This is a genomic window from Mammaliicoccus sp. FSL K6-3158 (assembly GCF_038005105.1).
GTDB lineage: Bacteria > Bacillota > Bacilli > Staphylococcales > Staphylococcaceae > Mammaliicoccus > Mammaliicoccus sciuri.
Map to the genome: position 1 here is coordinate 57,973 of NZ_JBBOSL010000001.1, position 15,552 is coordinate 73,524.

Below are 15,552 nucleotides of genomic sequence, written 5' to 3' on the forward strand. Positions count from 1 at the left end.
CTCTCCTTATTAAAAATTATTTATAATATTTGATTTGTTGGGCGAATGATAATTTCATTAAGACCAACTTTTTCTTCTTCGTTTATACAAAAAGCTATGATGCGTGCTACGGAATCTGAATCAATAGCATTTTCACTCAATTGATCAAATTGTTGTCTAATTTTCGGATCTCTAATAGAGTGAGTGAATTCAGTATCAATAGAACCAGGAGAAATACTTGTTACTCGTACATTTTTTCCTAATTCTGCTTCTTCTTGGCGTAATCCCTCAGTTATTGCCTTTACTGCATATTTTGTGCCACTATATACTGCTCCTCCTGGAATAATAGTATGAGCACCGATAGATGAAATATTTATAATGTGACCAGATGCTTGTCTATGCATGATAGGCAAAACGGCGCCAATACTATATAAGACACCTTTAATATTTACATCGATACCTAGTTCCCATTCTTCATAATTATTATGATATAAGTAAGATTGAGGCATAACACCAGCGCAATTAATGAGCACATCAATTTTTCCAAACTTTTCTATAGTATCATTAACAAGTTCTTCTACTTCAAGTCTATTAGTGACATCAGTGACTTTAGTTAAGAAAGTGGCGTTTTGACCTTCAATTTTTTCACTTACTTGATTTAACTTTTCCTTTCTAATATCAGCTAAAACGACTTTGGCATTTTCGTGTGCTAAGCGTAATGCATTTGCTCTCCCCATGCCACTTGCTGCACCAGTAATAACGACTACTTTATCTTTAATTGCCATATATTTATCCCTCGCTTCATTAAGTAAATGTATTTATAATGACTTGATTTCTTTTATCATTTTGGCTGGGGTACCGCCAACTACTGTATTAGCAGGAACATCTTTAGTAACTAAAGCATTTGCGCCAACAATGGCATTTTCACCGACTGTAACCCCAGGGAGGATTGTAGCAGCGGCACCTATCCAAGCATTCCTTTTAATTGTGATGGGTTTGACGATAAGGTTTCTTCTTTGTCTAGGATCTTGAGGATGGTTTACAGTAAGCAAATTAGCGCGTGGTCCAATTAACACATGATCTTCTAAAGTGATACCTCCTAAATCAGTAAACATAACATTACTATTAATAAAAACATGCTTTCCAATAGAAATATGCTTTCCGAAATCCGTATATAAAGGTAAGTTGATCCCTACACTCGAATCAATTTCTTGTCCGATAATTTGAGATAATAATGCGAGTGTTTCAGTGTGAGTGTGATAGGAAGCATTGAGCTTTGAAACTAATTTAGCATTTACATCAACAATTTCATGAATTTGTTTGAATACATGTTCGTCTTCTTCGACAACTTTATTCCAAATATTTTCGTTAAGTACATGACTAAACAATAAAATTCCCTCCAATAAATTACTTGAGAATGATTACACATATAATGTTATAATGCTACTATAAATATTACAAATGCCTATATTGAATGTTGTATTATACTTTTTAAGCATAGGAGGGCACATGTGGAAAATAGAGTACTGAGATATTTTTTAGCAGTTGTAGCTGAAGGGAATATTAGCGCTGCAGCAAAATTATTACATATCACACAACCGACACTTTCGAGACAAATTAAAGATTTAGAAGAAGAGCTATCTGTAAAGTTATTTAATAGAAAAGGTAAATATTTAGAATTAACAAGCGAAGGCCATTATTTAGCAAGTAAAGCACGAGATATAATTGATTTAGTAGATAAAACAACTTCTAATATCACACACAAAGAAATATTTGGAGAAGTTCATATAGGCATGGCAGAATCTAGTAGCATTAAACCGATTGCGAAGGCCATAAAAGTATTGAGAAAAGAGCATAATCAAATTATTTTTGATACGTTTAGTGGAAATGCTGAACAAATTTTAGAGAAAATTAATGACGGTGTTATAGATTTTGGTGTTATTATAGAACCAATTAATAAAATTAATTACGATTCAATTTCATTAAATAGAACAGATGTCTGGGGTATACTGACGACGCATGATTCAGAATTTAAAGACATGGATAAAATGAGTGCAGAATCAATAATTAATAAACCATTAATCATATCAAGGCAACAAGGTGTAAAGAAAATGATTTTGAATGAACTAGATCTTGAGGATGCACAATTAAATATCGTAGCGAAGTACAATTTACTTTATAATGCTTCCATTATGGTTGAAGAGTGTGTAGGTCACGCTTTATGCTTGGGAGGTATTGTAAATACTTATAATACATCACTAAAATTTATACCATTTCAGCAAGATATCACTTCAAAGTTAAGTGTAGTGTGGAAAAAAGAAAAACCATTATCTGTACCTGCACAATTATTTTTAAACCAACTGAAAGACATTTTAAATAGTGAAAAATAAAACCGCATTATCAACTGATAAGCAGAAAGTTATCATAAGTAGGTGGGGGAATATTTAGCATTTAAGTAAAGACAATATAGAAATTATTTTCGCATCATTAATTTATGATTGATGAAAAACCTCTTAGTTCTTCTCTATCATTATATTATTCTATACAAATGAGGTGTATTCTTGGAAATATCAAATTTTAGTATTATTTTAGAGCAAGTTTTAAAATATTCAGCGTATTTATATAAAAACTTCAGTTTCCCATTACTTTTATTGATTGTAATTTTAGTATTTAGAAAAGAAATTTCAGGTTTATTAAATAGGATTCGTCAAATTAATTTTGAAAATAATGCAGGTAGAGTAAGTGTTTCATTAGCAGAAATTGGTCGTTTAAAAGATGAAATGGAATCATCTGAAAGTTTTCAAATTCTTCAGTTAGGTGGAGAAGATCCAAGAGATAATATTCACTTAGGAGTAGGACCAAATACAACAGAAGAAAATAATAAATTTAATGAGTACTTTTCTTTGATTAATTTACCAGAAAAGGTTTTTAAAGAAGTAGCGAAAAATGGTCATATTAAAACTATTGAACATTTATATAATGCTTTTGAATTTCTTACAAAAGACTTTCAAAATGAGAACTATGAACCAACTAAAATTATTAAAAGTATATACCATACAGTTAGAGATATTGATAGGAATGGCGGCTATCTTTTTGATGATGATCTTGTTTATAGATATAGAAGTTTTATTCAATTAGCTTGTTTAGAACTTATGCAAAACAATGAAATAGAAAGTGAAGATTAATATAGAATTTTAATTGATTATGATTTAAAAAATATATTTTATAGTTTTAAATTATAAGTAGAGTCTTAAAAAATCAATCAGTAACTTAAATTGTATGAGTTCATGATTGAACAAGCGCAACTAATTATTAGCTCTGAAAAACAATAGTTAAAGCCAGCCTCACGAGCTAACTATAAAGCTACTTTTATGGCTAGTCCGTATTACGGTATAGATATAGAATTATAGAAATAAATTGAGGTGTTATAAATGGAATGGATTAATAGTGGTTTTGAGTTTGTGAAAGTTCTTGGTGGTTTGATTACATTACTAAGTCCAATATTTTTGTTTTTTTATTCATATGCTAATAGAAGGATATTAACAAATAAGCTAGAAAACTTAGTATCAATTTTTTTGATATTTATATGTAATTTGATTGTACATTTATATTTTGTATTATTAATAATAAATAGTCATTTTTATGTGAATAAGCAATGGACATTTTATAATGATTCATTAACTATAGTTTTATTAGTTATTACAAACTTCATTATGTTTATAGGAATTCTCGTTGAAATATTTTTTGAGATGAAAATAAGATTATCATTTAGCTTCTTTAAAGTAGGTAATATTTCAGGCTTACTCTTAAAACAAAAAGTAACTGAATCTCATAGAATAATACAATATCAAGTTTTAGATGACAGATTAGAAGAAAATAAGTTGAGTAAATTTTATAAAAAGATAAATAGAGAAAGTGGATTCTCAGTTAATGAAGACTACAAAGAGCATAACTATTTTGTTTCTGATGTTATTTTAAGACTAAGGAATATTAGAATCATGAAAAATAAGTTATCACTTTTATCTGTTGTTATTCTAAGATGGGTGTTAATAATTATTGTAGGATTAATTGGTTTAACAAAAGGACCAGATTTTATAGACGATAAGATTTGGGTTTTTAGTAATCTATTTATAATTGCACTTATTACAATTTTTAAAAATTTCATTAGTATTACTGAGGTTTTTAAAAATAATGAAGAACTAATAAGAAAAGAATATGAAAATATAAGATATTAAAATTTATAAATTAGATGCTGGTGAAGGTACAATCAGACTGATTGGAGAAATAGGTCTTAGAAAACGATTTAAGGTGTTGAGTGTGAAAGTATTGCAATTGAGATAAATATGTTTTGATAGGTAGGTGAAGTTTATTGTTAATGGACTATATAGTTTACTGGGAAGAGAACTATGAAGGTGGCGTGGAGCAAATTCATAGTGAATTTCTAAAATCATTTAAAAGGGCTGACTATATCCCTGCTATATATAATCCTATTTTGTATAAATATTATCAAGATAGTAATCTAAAACATTGGGATAAAAAAATCATGAAGGTAGGAAGTGAAAAGTTAACAAATTTTCAAGAATCTTTAGATGATTCATTGATGAAAAATACGCTTCTTAATAACATGAACTTATTAATTGAATCATACGAATCAATGCAAAACATTGTTAAAAAAGTAGAATTAATGGATAATTTTAAGGGGAGTATGCAATTAAAAGCCTCTTTATTCTTAATAGATATTTATGATGATTTATTAAATGGTCCTTATTCAAAAATCTTACAATTATATATTAAATTCCAGAGTGAGTTTGAAGGTAAAAATTTAGATCAAAGGACTTTAAGACAACAAATGGAGTGTTTATCATCTAGGGAATACAATGATATATTAAAAATAGCTGATGCTAATATAAGAAATTCTATGTCACATGGTGGTGTAAAAGTTGAACAAAATGACATCTATTTTACCTACCGTGATGGAAAAGATACTATTACGGAAAAGCATTCTATTTATGATGTGAAACATAAAACTATTAGCTTACTTGATAATATTAATGGACTAATAATTTCTTTTATTAAATATATGATAGAAAGTCATATCATTATTGATGATGTATATAGTAATCCTAATGTAAATGATGAAGTAATACTATTTTTTGAAAAACTATGTATGAGTACTCTTAAAATAGAATGTAAAAGTATCGATAAGATAGATATACCACAAGATAATTTAATCCAAGTTAATGTTTTATTAGAACATAACAATTTAGATATTAATTCAATGTGTATAATAGGTGTTCATACTGCCGCTCGAGTGTATACTTTAAGGGGCTTGAGTTCTAAAGATAATGTTCTAGTTACTTTTCATGCTGATCAGACTTTGACTTCGTTTATCAGATTTCCGGGTGATAAGTTGGAAAGTGTTATTGAAGGTAAATTAGACGAAGATGAAGTATTGCAATATGTTTTAGAAAGTGGAGATTATGTATTATATCCAGCAAATAATGAAACTAGAAATAAATATGAAGATCTATTTCGATATTACCCAGAGATTGAAACTGAAGAGTTTATAATTAAAGAAATAGAAGATATAAGTCTTCCAGAAATGAAGCGATTTCGTGCTGTTATATATGTAAAAAAAGTCTTAAATAAAATGCATGTAGAAAAAGTTATTTTTGATGCCGTTAAAAAGCTACGTCAGATAAAAAACTATGGATTTACAAATCATGAAGTTAAACATGGCGATATGGAAGCGGATATTTTGTACCTCGTTATTTACAAAAAAGAGGAAAGAAGCACTGAGAGTAGGACTTTAATTCCGTCAAATAAAAATTTTTTAGTACAAATTCAGTATGATAAAAATAAGCAGTTTCCTATTAATAATCAATTTATTAATAGAAATATGCACAAAGTAATCAAAGGAAGTATAGAATTTAATTGGAATCCTAAATTTTATAATTTTGGTTAGAGCTATTACTATAATTAATTAGATTCTAATATAGTTAAACTTTATCAATTTAGATAATTTTTATCTTTAACTATAAAGATATATATTGTTAAATGGACAGAATGAAAACGCGAGCCATATTTCGATAAAAATAATGCTATTATAGCTGACTCTACCCATTTAACACCCTAGAAAATGAATTATGACGCATCACTCGCTCTATATACAACCAAAATCGCCCGATCCTGTAGTTCACACCTACGGATTGGGCGATTATTTTTTTGCGCAATTTGATTACTATAGTTAGTCTTTTTTTATTATTGTGCTGTATATCCGCCGTCTATTAAGATAGATTGACCAGTTACGCTTTTGGCTTTGTCACTGGCAATGAATACGGAATAGTCTGCTACGTCTTGAATGTCGACGAGTCGTTTTTGAGGAATCATTGGGAACAATACCTCATCAAGTACTTGATCAACACTTACGTTTCTTGTTTTGGCTAAGTCTTCCATTTGGCCACGTACAAGTGGTGTATCAATGTAACCTGGGCATATGGCATTTACCGTAATACCGTCTTCTGCAGTTTCTAAAGCAGTGACTTTTGTTAAACCGATAATGCCGTGTTTGGCACTGTTATATGCAGATTTTCCTGAGAATCCGATAACGCCATTAATAGAAGACATATTTAAGATGCGGCCAAATTGTTGTTTTTTCATAATAGGTAATACATGTTTCGTCATGATGAATGTACCCACTAACATAATATCAATCATTTGTTTGAATTTAGCTGTTGGGAAATCCTCAATATTTGAGACATGTTGTAAGCCTGCGTTATTTACTAAAACATCTATACGACCGTAATGTTTTTCAGTTTCATCGACAAGGTTTATAACATCATCTTCATTCGAAACATCTGCTGGAATACCGATACAGTCAAACCCTTTTTCTTTAAAGTCACGCACAACGTTGTCTAAATTAGTTTTATTAATGTCTGTGAATACTACTTTTGCACCTTGGTTTAAAAATTCTTTAGCGATTTCTAAACCAATACCGCTAGCAGAACCTGAAATAATCGTAACTTTATCTTTTAACATCGAAATCCCTCCATATTTTTCTCTATATATTTAGTTTACTTCTACAATATTGATAAGTAAAATGAATATTAATAATGAAATCTATAACTTAAAGTTATAGTGGAGGGGGATTAATTTGGAAATCCGTCAATTTAATTATTTTATGACAGTAGCCAAACTGGGTAGTTTCACTAAGGCTTCACAACAATTACATGTTTCTCAACCAGCGCTTAGTAAGACAATCAAAGCATTTGAATCTGAACTGAATGTCGAGTTGTTAGACCGTTCAGACAGACAAGTTAAACTGACAGATTCAGGTGAAATTGTTTATAATCATGGACTCAAAATCTTTGATACATTAAACTCTTTAACATCGAATCTGAACGATAATAGTTCATTAAAAAGTGGAAATATTAAGATTGGCTTACCTTCATTAATTGGCATTATGTTCTTTCCTAGCATGATAAAAGGCTTCTCTTCGGCGCATCCACATTTAACAACAGAATTAATAGAAGAAGGTACTCATAAAGTTATACGTTTAGTAGATGAAGGTGAGATAGATTGTGGCATTGTTATGTTACCAGTAGATGAAACAAAATTCGACGTCTATCAATTGACTAAAGATAAATTGATGTTATATCTACAAAAGTCGCATCCATTAGCACAACGTTCGGAAGTTGCTTTAACGGATATTAAGCATAAACCGACTATTTTATTTACGGAAGATTTTACGATGCATGATCGTATTATACAAGAATGTGATAAATTCGGATTTAAGCCAAATATTGCGTATCAAAGTGCACAATGGGATTTTATTAAAGACATGGTAGAAAATAATTTAGGCGTTACGTTCTTTCCAGAATCATTAAAACGCAAAATCGATTATGATAAAATCACTGCAGTACCTATAACAGAACCGTATATTTATTGGGAAGTGGGTCTTATCGTTAAAAAAGATAGATATCGTTCACATGCAACGCGAGCACTAATTGATTATATATTAGTGAATGGTATTTAGTTTGTTATAACTTTTAGTTATAGAAATTATGATATTTATATATTTAACAAATAATCATATCAGGACTATATTAGTAATTGTTCACAGGAAAAAATTTAAAGCTAGCAATTACGAATAGGGAGCGATTTATTATGGATCAAACTAAATACCAACAAGGTATGGATAAACTTATGGAATATACCGCAGCGACAGGTTCAACACATTTAAAAATAGCTGACAATCTTAAAGACATAGCACCTGACGTTTCAAAATACATTATTGAATTTGCTTATGGAGACATTTATTCACGAAAAGGTTTAACAAATCAACAACGTGCTTTAGTAACCGTTTCTTCACTTGTAACACAAGGAACAGAACCTCAATTAGAATTACACATCAATACAGCATTGACATCAGGCGTGACGCCAGAGGAAATCATAGAAACAATTACACATTTAATACCTTATACTGGTTTCCCACGTGTATTAAATGCGTTAACAGTAGCTAAAAAAGTATTCGAAGACAGAGAGATAAATGTAGATTTGTCTAAAGTAGAACAAAAATTTTAACTCAACCCAAAAACCGCCCGATCCTGTAGTTCACTGCTACGGATTGGGCGATTATTTTTTATAAAAATTATAAATGAATCTTTTCGGTTGAGTAATAATATAACTCTTTTTTGGGGTGTACAAATATCGAAATGATAATGAGTATACCTATTTTACCAACTATCATTAGCAATATGAGTATAACTTTAGACATAGAATTCAAATCAGCGGTTATGCCAGTTGAAAGTCCAACCGTCGCAAAAGCTGAAATCGTTTCAAATAATACCTTTGTTGTATCAAGTTTTGGATTTTGAATTAAAATACTCAATGTTGAGATGAAAATCAAAGAACTTGATAAAAAACATACAGTTATTGCTTTATTTATTTGTTCTGTCATAATACTTTTCTTAAATATATGCGGATGTGTCTGACCTTTTAATAAAGTATATAAATATACGATAATGATAGCAAAGGTCGTAACTTTTATACCACCACCGGTACTCATAGGTGCGGCACCAATAAACATTAATAAATCAAATATAAATAGAGTAGAGTCGTGTAATTGACCTATGTCAACGGTATTGAATCCAGCAGTTCTAGTTGATATTGATTGGAAAACGGATTTAAAGATTTGAACAATCCAATTATCGTTTTTTAATACATTATTTGCTTCTAATAACCAAAATGAAAGTGATCCAATCATGATTAATATAGCTGTAGTAGTTAATACGATTTTTGAATGTAGACTTAATTTACTCAAGCGATTAGCTTTCCACAAATCTAATAAAACAATATAACCTATACCGCCAATTACAATTAATAATGGAACAATGACGTTAACAATTAAGTTATCACTGTAACTCATCAGACTATCTGAAAATAAAGAAAAACCAGCGTTATTGAATGATGATACAGAAGTAAATATACTGATGAATCCACCTCTAACAATACCGTGATCTGGAATGAAAACAAGGGATAAAAAAATAGCACCCAAAATCTCGATAATAAAGCTGAATAATACAAGACGTATAGTTATATTTAGTAATCCTGAATCATTATCAAGACTCCACGTATACTTTAATAGTTCTCTATTTTTGTACGTAATGTTTTTTCTAGTGAAAATCATTATAAAGATCATTAAAGTAACAATTCCTAACCCACCAATTTGAATCAGTAGAAGTATTACTAAATACCCTAATTCATTGAACTGGTTAGGTATATCAACAGTTGAAAGCCCTGTTACTGTAAATGCACTTGTAGCGATAAAAAAAGCATCAACAAAATCAATAGGTTTTCGTCCAGTAACTGGCAAGTAGAGTAATATTGAACCTATGATTGTAGTCGTTAAAAATAGAGTCATATAAATCATAGTAACTTTGAATATAGTATTCATTTCTTTATCACCTGCATTATAAGATATAAAGATAATAGTCCTATTAATAAAAAATAGCAATAAATTTATAAAACAAAATGTTTTAGCACTCTGCAATATTAAGTATAAGGATGGACCGTCTAGTCTTAATTTGACAACTTCTTCTATTATGAGAAGAGAGTATACAGTTATGTATTCAAACAGCAATTTAGCTCAACTAAAAATCACCCGATTCTGTAGTTCACTACTACGAATCGGGCGATTATTTTTATACATAATTTAATTATTCCATTAAGTAACTGTCTTCGGCGCGTTTGCTTGTTTTGTTTTTCCATGGGTCGAGTATTGGTTTAACGATAAATCCTATTGTGAATATGACGACGCCGAATAATACGAGACACATGAGATTGTATATGAGTATTTCTGGTACGACGCCTCCAACCGCTTCTCTTAAAGCATCTACGGCATAAGTGAACGGCAAATATGGATGTATGGCTTGGAAGAATTTTGGTGTGACTTGTATTGGGAACGTCCCACCTCCACCTGCTATTTGTAGTACCATAATGACTATTGCTAATGCTTTACCTACGTTACCGAATAGGGACACTAATGTATAGACGATACATATAAACACGATTGAAACGAGTACGGATAATAGTATAAATAATAATCTATTATCGATTGCTGCGCCTAAAATAAACATATCTCCTAGTGACACGATAATGGACTGTATGACACCTATAATAATGAATATAAAGCTCTTTCCAACGAATGTTTCTCTCAATGAATATTTCTGCTTAATTTCTGGATTTTTAATATCTGTTGTTAATAAGTTAGATAATAGTAAAGCACCTACCCAAATTGCTAAAGATGTATAGAATGGTGTACTTGCTGTTCCATAGTTTGGCACACTAAATAATGATTCTTCTTTTAATTCTATTGGGTGTGCGATAATATCAGCTTGTTTCTTTAAATCATTTTTCAATAATTTAATCAGCTCGTGAACTGTATCATCTTTATCTATTTCTCTAACTTTCTTCGCTGCTTTCTTAATATCTTCTTCAATACCTGGTAAATCATTTCGTGCAAATTCTGCTAAGTCATGAATTTCCTTTTGAGCTTCTGGTAAGTTGTCATCTATTAATTGAACAGCACGGTCATATTTATCAATCATTGTTGGTAAATCGTTATTTGAGAACTGTGCGAGCTTTTTAACTTCTGATTGAACATTTGGTAGTTCATTTTCAACGTAATAAGCACCTTTACCAACTTGCTCTTTAAATTTAGGGAAGTTTGTTTGAGCTACTTCATTAATGTTATTAAACTTTCTTTCAAGTTCAGGTAATTCATTGTTGATGCTGACTAATAAATCATGACCATTTTGTAAGGAACTTTTCCCAGTTTGAATCACATTATCAATCATGTTCATAGAACTTCTAATCTTCGAGATATCATCTATACCTTTAGTTAACGCTTGATCAATTTGATTAACGCCTTCCATTAAAGTCGTCTTAAAATCACTGCTTGTATATTTCAATAAATTGTCTAAAGATATGAGATTAGAATCAATTAATTTATCTAAGGCTAATACTTCTTCTTTGCCAGATTTACCATTATTTAAAGCATTAATCAGATTGCTTTGGCCATTTATAACACTTTGTAAATCTTTGTTAGCTGATTCAAATTGTGAAATAGCTGATGAAGTATCAATACCTTCAGATTTCTGAAGTTCATTTAAAATATCAATCATTGAATTATTAAAAGCGACACCTTGTTGTAATCGTGATTGATTGTTTTTCACAGTGTCTGCAAGTTGTTTACTGTCTTGGCTCATTAAGATACTTTGATTGATGGCTTGCATGCTTTCTAAATCTTTTTTGTTCATATTTGCTTGTTCGTTACTGTAGTCTGCGAGGGCTGTTAAAGATTCGCTCAGTGCAGATTTCATTTCATTTAATTCTTGATCAGTTAATACGTTTTTAGAAGCTTGGTTATTCTCTTCTTTATGAGTATCTTCTTCATCGTAAGCTTGTTGAGTTGTTACGATATCATTATCTTTCTCTTGATCTTCAGTTGATGCTTTTTCTTCTGTTTCTTCTTTAGAAGTGTCTGCTTGTTCTTTATCACTTTCTTGTTCTTCAGCATTTTGGTCAGTCTGATTGTCTGCTTTGTTTTCTTCTTCTGACGACTGTTGAGGTTCTTCTGTGCTTTGTTCAGGTTTTGCTTTGTTATCCTTAGTGTCTTTCTTTTCTTTATCTTGATCAGCTTTCAGTTTTTCGTTCGCTTTTTCAGTTTTTTCCTGAGCTTTTTTAGCATCTGCTTCATACTGATCTAATTTACGATTTAATTCAGGTAAGTATTGCTCTGCTTTATTGATAGCTGCTAATGCTTTTTCAGTTGCTTCAATACCTTGAGGCACGCCTTTATTGATTTTAGGAAATTGTTGTTGTACTTTATTCGCTTTTGCTAAAGCACTTTCGATTTCAGGCATTTTGGCATTAAGCTTCGTAATTAATTGAGCAGCTTGATTAATGTCACCCATTTTACTGTTTACTTCATTAATTTTTGTTACGCCTTCATTAATGTCGCCTTTGTAATTTCCTAGCGCTTCGAATTCATCTTTATACTTCGTAATGTCATCTTGATGTTCATCAATTTCAATGACTTTCTCTTTGAATTCTTCTATTTTAGGAAGATTATCTTCAGCAGTATATACAGCATTTTTAATTTTGCTTAAAGTAGGTAATTCATTTTCAAGATCTAAACCAACTTGATTCGCTTCTTTTAATAATGCTTGCGTTGCATTCTCGCCAAATTCTTTATTTAAAGAATCTACAATGGATGATGCACCAGCGTTTGTCATTTTAGGTGCAATCGCATTTAATTTCTCATTTACTTTGTAATCAATAACGGCTTTCTTTGGTTTCTTATGATAGATACTTGTGACTTCATCAGAAAAAGTCTTATGTAAATATATAGAGGCATAATAATCACCTTTTTCAACACCATCGTCAGCCTTCTTACGATTCACAAATTCCCATCCAAACTTATCGTTCTTCTTCAATTGTTCAACTAATTGGTCACCAACATTAATATCTTTACCTTCAACCTTAGCACCCTTATCTTCATTCACTACCGCAATTTTAATACCTTGCGTATTGTTGTAAGGATCCCACGTAGAACTTAAATTAAACCACGCATAGAATGAGGGCAAAATAGAAAGACCTAATAATAATATAATCACAAACGGCACACGTCTGATATTTTTAATATCTTCAATAAAAATTTCAAATGGTTTCTTCAAAATCATAACTCCTTATCCATTAGTACATGACATGTACTATAAATATCAATACCGCTATCATAACCCATGTTCAAAATCAATTCAATCCCATTTTGTTATATCAGTATATTTATAAAGTCTAATATATGAGTAAAATAGCATGTTGTATATATATCAATATATTAAAATAGAAAATATTTCTATTTTTGGATATCGACAAAAAAACCTTCATACAAAAAATATGAAGGCTGTTAATAATGAAATTAATATTTTATTGAGCTTGTTTTTTTACATAAGTAGCTGATACTAAAGATGCTAAACCGAAGATGATAAATCCAATGAACATCCATATTGTGCTGTTCATAGCTAAGCTTGAACCATTATAAAGTAGATCTTTTAATGTGTTGAGATAGTAATAGAATGGGCTCCAAGGGATAATATAATCTTGATAGAATTCCGGTACCATTACTTTAGGCAGCATAACTGCTTGCATAGTGAAGAATAGATATAAGATAAATATTGGAATTGCGCCAAATCCTATCCAAACCATTACTCCTAATATGAGCGATGCAAATCCTAAGATCGCAATTGCGATGAATATAGCTGTATCAAATGGTTGATTAAAATCAAAATCCAACACGCCGCCTGTGTAATAAACATATACAAATGCACCAGCAAAAGCTGCAATTGTAACAGATATAATGATTTTACTGATAAACCATAGTTTATCTTTTTGTGATGCTAATTTATCTCTATTCTTAAATGTTAAGAATGTTAGTACTGCTGTAATCATTGCTGAGAACCATACAGGTGTAAACATTGCAGAAGCTGCATTACCATTACCCTGGTGGTCTTTAACTTTATTTAAAGTAGTTGTTTCAACTTTCACAGGATTAACAAAGTTATCAAATTGATTACTTGGTAAATCTATTTTGTTTTTAGCTAATAACTCAACATTTTGTTTACTAATTTGTTTATTGAGTTGATCAGTGATTTTACTTAATGCTTGTTGTGCGATGTTTGATACTTGTGCATTACTATTTTGATTAATAATTGTTTCTATATGAGCTTGTTTTGGTTCTGGAACTTCTTGTGAACTGTTACTCATTTTTTCCTGCATTGCTTTAATTTGTTCAGGTGATAATTCACCAGATTTTACTTTTTCTTTTATTTCATTTTGTTTTTCAGTCATGATTTTACTTTGTGCGTTACTGATAGCATTTTTAGAAAAATCTTTTTCAAAGACGATGGCGCCAATATATTTGTTGTCTTTTAGGCCTTTTTCAAGTTCTTTCTTATCCTTTACAGATTTCCAATTTACCGCTTCGCTATCACTTTTCTTCAAATTATCTGATAAATTCTTACCAATATTGGTAGTGTTACCTTGAACTTCAATACCGTTATCTTCATTTAAAATTGCCATTGGTATATCTTTCGGCTTTGGATTATAAGCCGGATAAAAAGCTGTTGCTAAAATCATAAGTATTAATACTACTGCAACTGGGATAACCCATACTAATTTTTTATTCATTACATTTTCCTCCTAATTAAACAACACTATGTTGCTTATCATTCTATTTGTTATTATAATAGGCAGTGAAAGATATTCAATCATCAATCACATCGAATGTGAATGTTAAACAACAATATCAGCAGAATTGTTGTCGTTATTTAATATATAAGGAGTGAGTTTATGGATCGCAGAGTAAAAAGAACGATTACGAGTATAGAAAAGGGATTTATTCAACTTTTAAAAACGTATAGTTTAGAAGAAATCACTATCCAGCAAATTGCAGATGAAGCGGATATTAACCGTGCAACATTTTATAAGTATTATTTGGATAAATACGATTTATTAAGTCATTTAGAAGATAAAGAAATTGAACGCATGAAAGCAAATATTGATTATGATAAATTAGCAAACCAACAAATCAATGAAGTAAGTGATTTGAACAAAATGATAAATAGTGTACCAAACAGTATCATTAAGATTGTTTTGAATAATATTGAATTATACGAAGTGTTATTCAACTTAAAGAGACAAAGTAAATTAGAAGAAAAATTATCAGATACGATTACACAGAATTTATTAACCGTATTAAATAATCAAACGACTATTAACCATATTCCTTTTAGGTATTTTCACAGTTATGTTTCAGGAGCAATCATTACTACACTGAAATATTGGGTATTAGATTCAGAAAGAATTCCAGAAGATGAAATTATGCAGCATTTATATACATTAATGCGTACGGGTCCATTAGAACAATTAGTAATCGAACTATCAAAAAAATCTTAAGATAACTTCGTGTTTAACAACACATGTTTAAGTTTTGTTGCGAATCATACAGATTGA

General features: G+C 30.2%; 13 protein-coding genes. 7 read left to right on the top strand and 6 right to left on the bottom strand.

Translation table 11 applies throughout. The features are described 5' to 3' along the window. Positions 1–20: 20 nt before the first annotated feature. Positions 21–764, bottom strand: a complete 744-nt coding sequence (locus MHH94_RS00295) for an SDR family oxidoreductase (RefSeq protein WP_107609484.1) — start codon at positions 762–764, stop codon at positions 21–23. A 33-nt stretch (positions 765–797) separates the two neighbouring features. Then, positions 798–1,367 (bottom strand): sugar O-acetyltransferase, encoded by a 570-nt coding sequence (locus MHH94_RS00300; protein ID WP_199189700.1) that lies wholly within the window; start codon positions 1,365–1,367, stop codon positions 798–800. Positions 1,368–1,490: 123 nt separating this feature from the next. On the opposite strand from MHH94_RS00300, the gene MHH94_RS00305 reads away from it, so the two are divergent. From MHH94_RS00305 to MHH94_RS00320, 4 genes are all read left to right on the top strand, one after another. Beyond that, the gene (locus tag MHH94_RS00305; protein ID WP_081047135.1) at positions 1,491–2,369 is read left to right on the top strand and encodes a LysR family transcriptional regulator; all 879 of its coding nucleotides are present in this window, start codon (positions 1,491–1,493) and stop codon (positions 2,367–2,369) included. 171 nt (positions 2,370–2,540) lie between these two features. Beyond that, positions 2,541–3,164, top strand: a complete 624-nt coding sequence (locus MHH94_RS00310; RefSeq protein ID WP_058590985.1) for a hypothetical protein — start codon at positions 2,541–2,543, stop codon at positions 3,162–3,164. Between the two features lie 246 nt (positions 3,165–3,410). Further along, positions 3,411–4,214 carry a hypothetical protein gene (locus MHH94_RS00315; protein ID WP_058590984.1) on the top strand — a complete coding sequence of 268 codons (804 nt, stop codon included), beginning with the start codon at positions 3,411–3,413 and terminating at the stop codon, positions 4,212–4,214. A 140-nt stretch (positions 4,215–4,354) separates the two neighbouring features. Then, entirely contained in the window at positions 4,355–5,944 is a 1,590-nt protein-coding gene (locus tag MHH94_RS00320; protein ID WP_142390947.1) for a hypothetical protein, read from the top strand. Positions 5,945–6,240: 296 nt separating this feature from the next. Here MHH94_RS00320 and MHH94_RS00325 read toward each other — a convergent pair whose 3' ends face one another. Further along, positions 6,241–7,017, bottom strand: coding sequence for a 3-hydroxybutyrate dehydrogenase (locus tag MHH94_RS00325; RefSeq protein ID WP_058590982.1), 777 nt, complete (start codon positions 7,015–7,017; stop codon positions 6,241–6,243). A 115-nt stretch (positions 7,018–7,132) separates the two neighbouring features. Here MHH94_RS00325 and MHH94_RS00330 point away from each other — a divergent pair, with 115 nt between their 5' ends. Continuing rightward, positions 7,133–8,014: a LysR family transcriptional regulator gene (locus MHH94_RS00330; protein ID WP_088592642.1), complete on the top strand. Its 882-nt coding sequence runs from the start codon at positions 7,133–7,135 to the stop codon at positions 8,012–8,014. A gap of 131 nt (positions 8,015–8,145) precedes the next feature. Beyond that, positions 8,146–8,562, top strand: coding sequence for a carboxymuconolactone decarboxylase family protein (locus tag MHH94_RS00335; protein ID WP_058590980.1), 417 nt, complete (start codon positions 8,146–8,148; stop codon positions 8,560–8,562). Positions 8,563–8,629: 67 nt separating this feature from the next. On the opposite strand, the gene MHH94_RS00340 is transcribed toward MHH94_RS00335, so the two are convergent. The 3 genes from MHH94_RS00340 to MHH94_RS00350 form a co-directional block, all read right to left on the bottom strand. Further along, positions 8,630–9,934: a TrkH family potassium uptake protein gene (locus MHH94_RS00340; RefSeq protein ID WP_058590979.1), complete on the bottom strand. Its 1,305-nt coding sequence runs from the start codon at positions 9,932–9,934 to the stop codon at positions 8,630–8,632. Between the two features lie 262 nt (positions 9,935–10,196). Further along, entirely contained in the window at positions 10,197–13,217 is a 3,021-nt protein-coding gene (locus MHH94_RS00345) for a YhgE/Pip domain-containing protein (RefSeq protein ID WP_107609445.1), read from the bottom strand. A gap of 250 nt (positions 13,218–13,467) precedes the next feature. Next, entirely contained in the window at positions 13,468–14,727 is a 1,260-nt protein-coding gene (locus MHH94_RS00350) for a YhgE/Pip domain-containing protein (RefSeq protein ID WP_340839289.1), read from the bottom strand. A 162-nt stretch (positions 14,728–14,889) separates the two neighbouring features. Between MHH94_RS00350 and MHH94_RS00355 the strand changes: the two genes are divergently transcribed. Next, positions 14,890–15,495: a TetR/AcrR family transcriptional regulator gene (locus MHH94_RS00355; RefSeq protein WP_340839290.1), complete on the top strand. Its 606-nt coding sequence runs from the start codon at positions 14,890–14,892 to the stop codon at positions 15,493–15,495. The last annotated feature ends 57 nt before the right edge of the window (positions 15,496–15,552 follow it).

Coding starts and splice junctions, on each gene's coding strand:
- MHH94_RS00295 (WP_107609484.1), bottom strand. CDS start 764: ATGGCAATTAAAGATAAAGTAGTCGTTATTACTGGTGCAGCAAGTGGC.
- MHH94_RS00315 (WP_058590984.1), top strand. CDS start 3,411: ATGGAATGGATTAATAGTGGTTTTGAGTTTGTGAAAGTTCTTGGTGGT.
- MHH94_RS00320 (WP_142390947.1), top strand. CDS start 4,355: ATGGACTATATAGTTTACTGGGAAGAGAACTATGAAGGTGGCGTGGAG.
- MHH94_RS00325 (WP_058590982.1), bottom strand. CDS start 7,017: ATGTTAAAAGATAAAGTTACGATTATTTCAGGTTCTGCTAGCGGTATT.
- MHH94_RS00335 (WP_058590980.1), top strand. CDS start 8,146: ATGGATCAAACTAAATACCAACAAGGTATGGATAAACTTATGGAATAT.
- MHH94_RS00340 (WP_058590979.1), bottom strand. CDS start 9,934: ATGAATACTATATTCAAAGTTACTATGATTTATATGACTCTATTTTTA.
- MHH94_RS00350 (WP_340839289.1), bottom strand. CDS start 14,727: ATGAATAAAAAATTAGTATGGGTTATCCCAGTTGCAGTAGTATTAATA.
- MHH94_RS00355 (WP_340839290.1), top strand. CDS start 14,890: ATGGATCGCAGAGTAAAAAGAACGATTACGAGTATAGAAAAGGGATTT.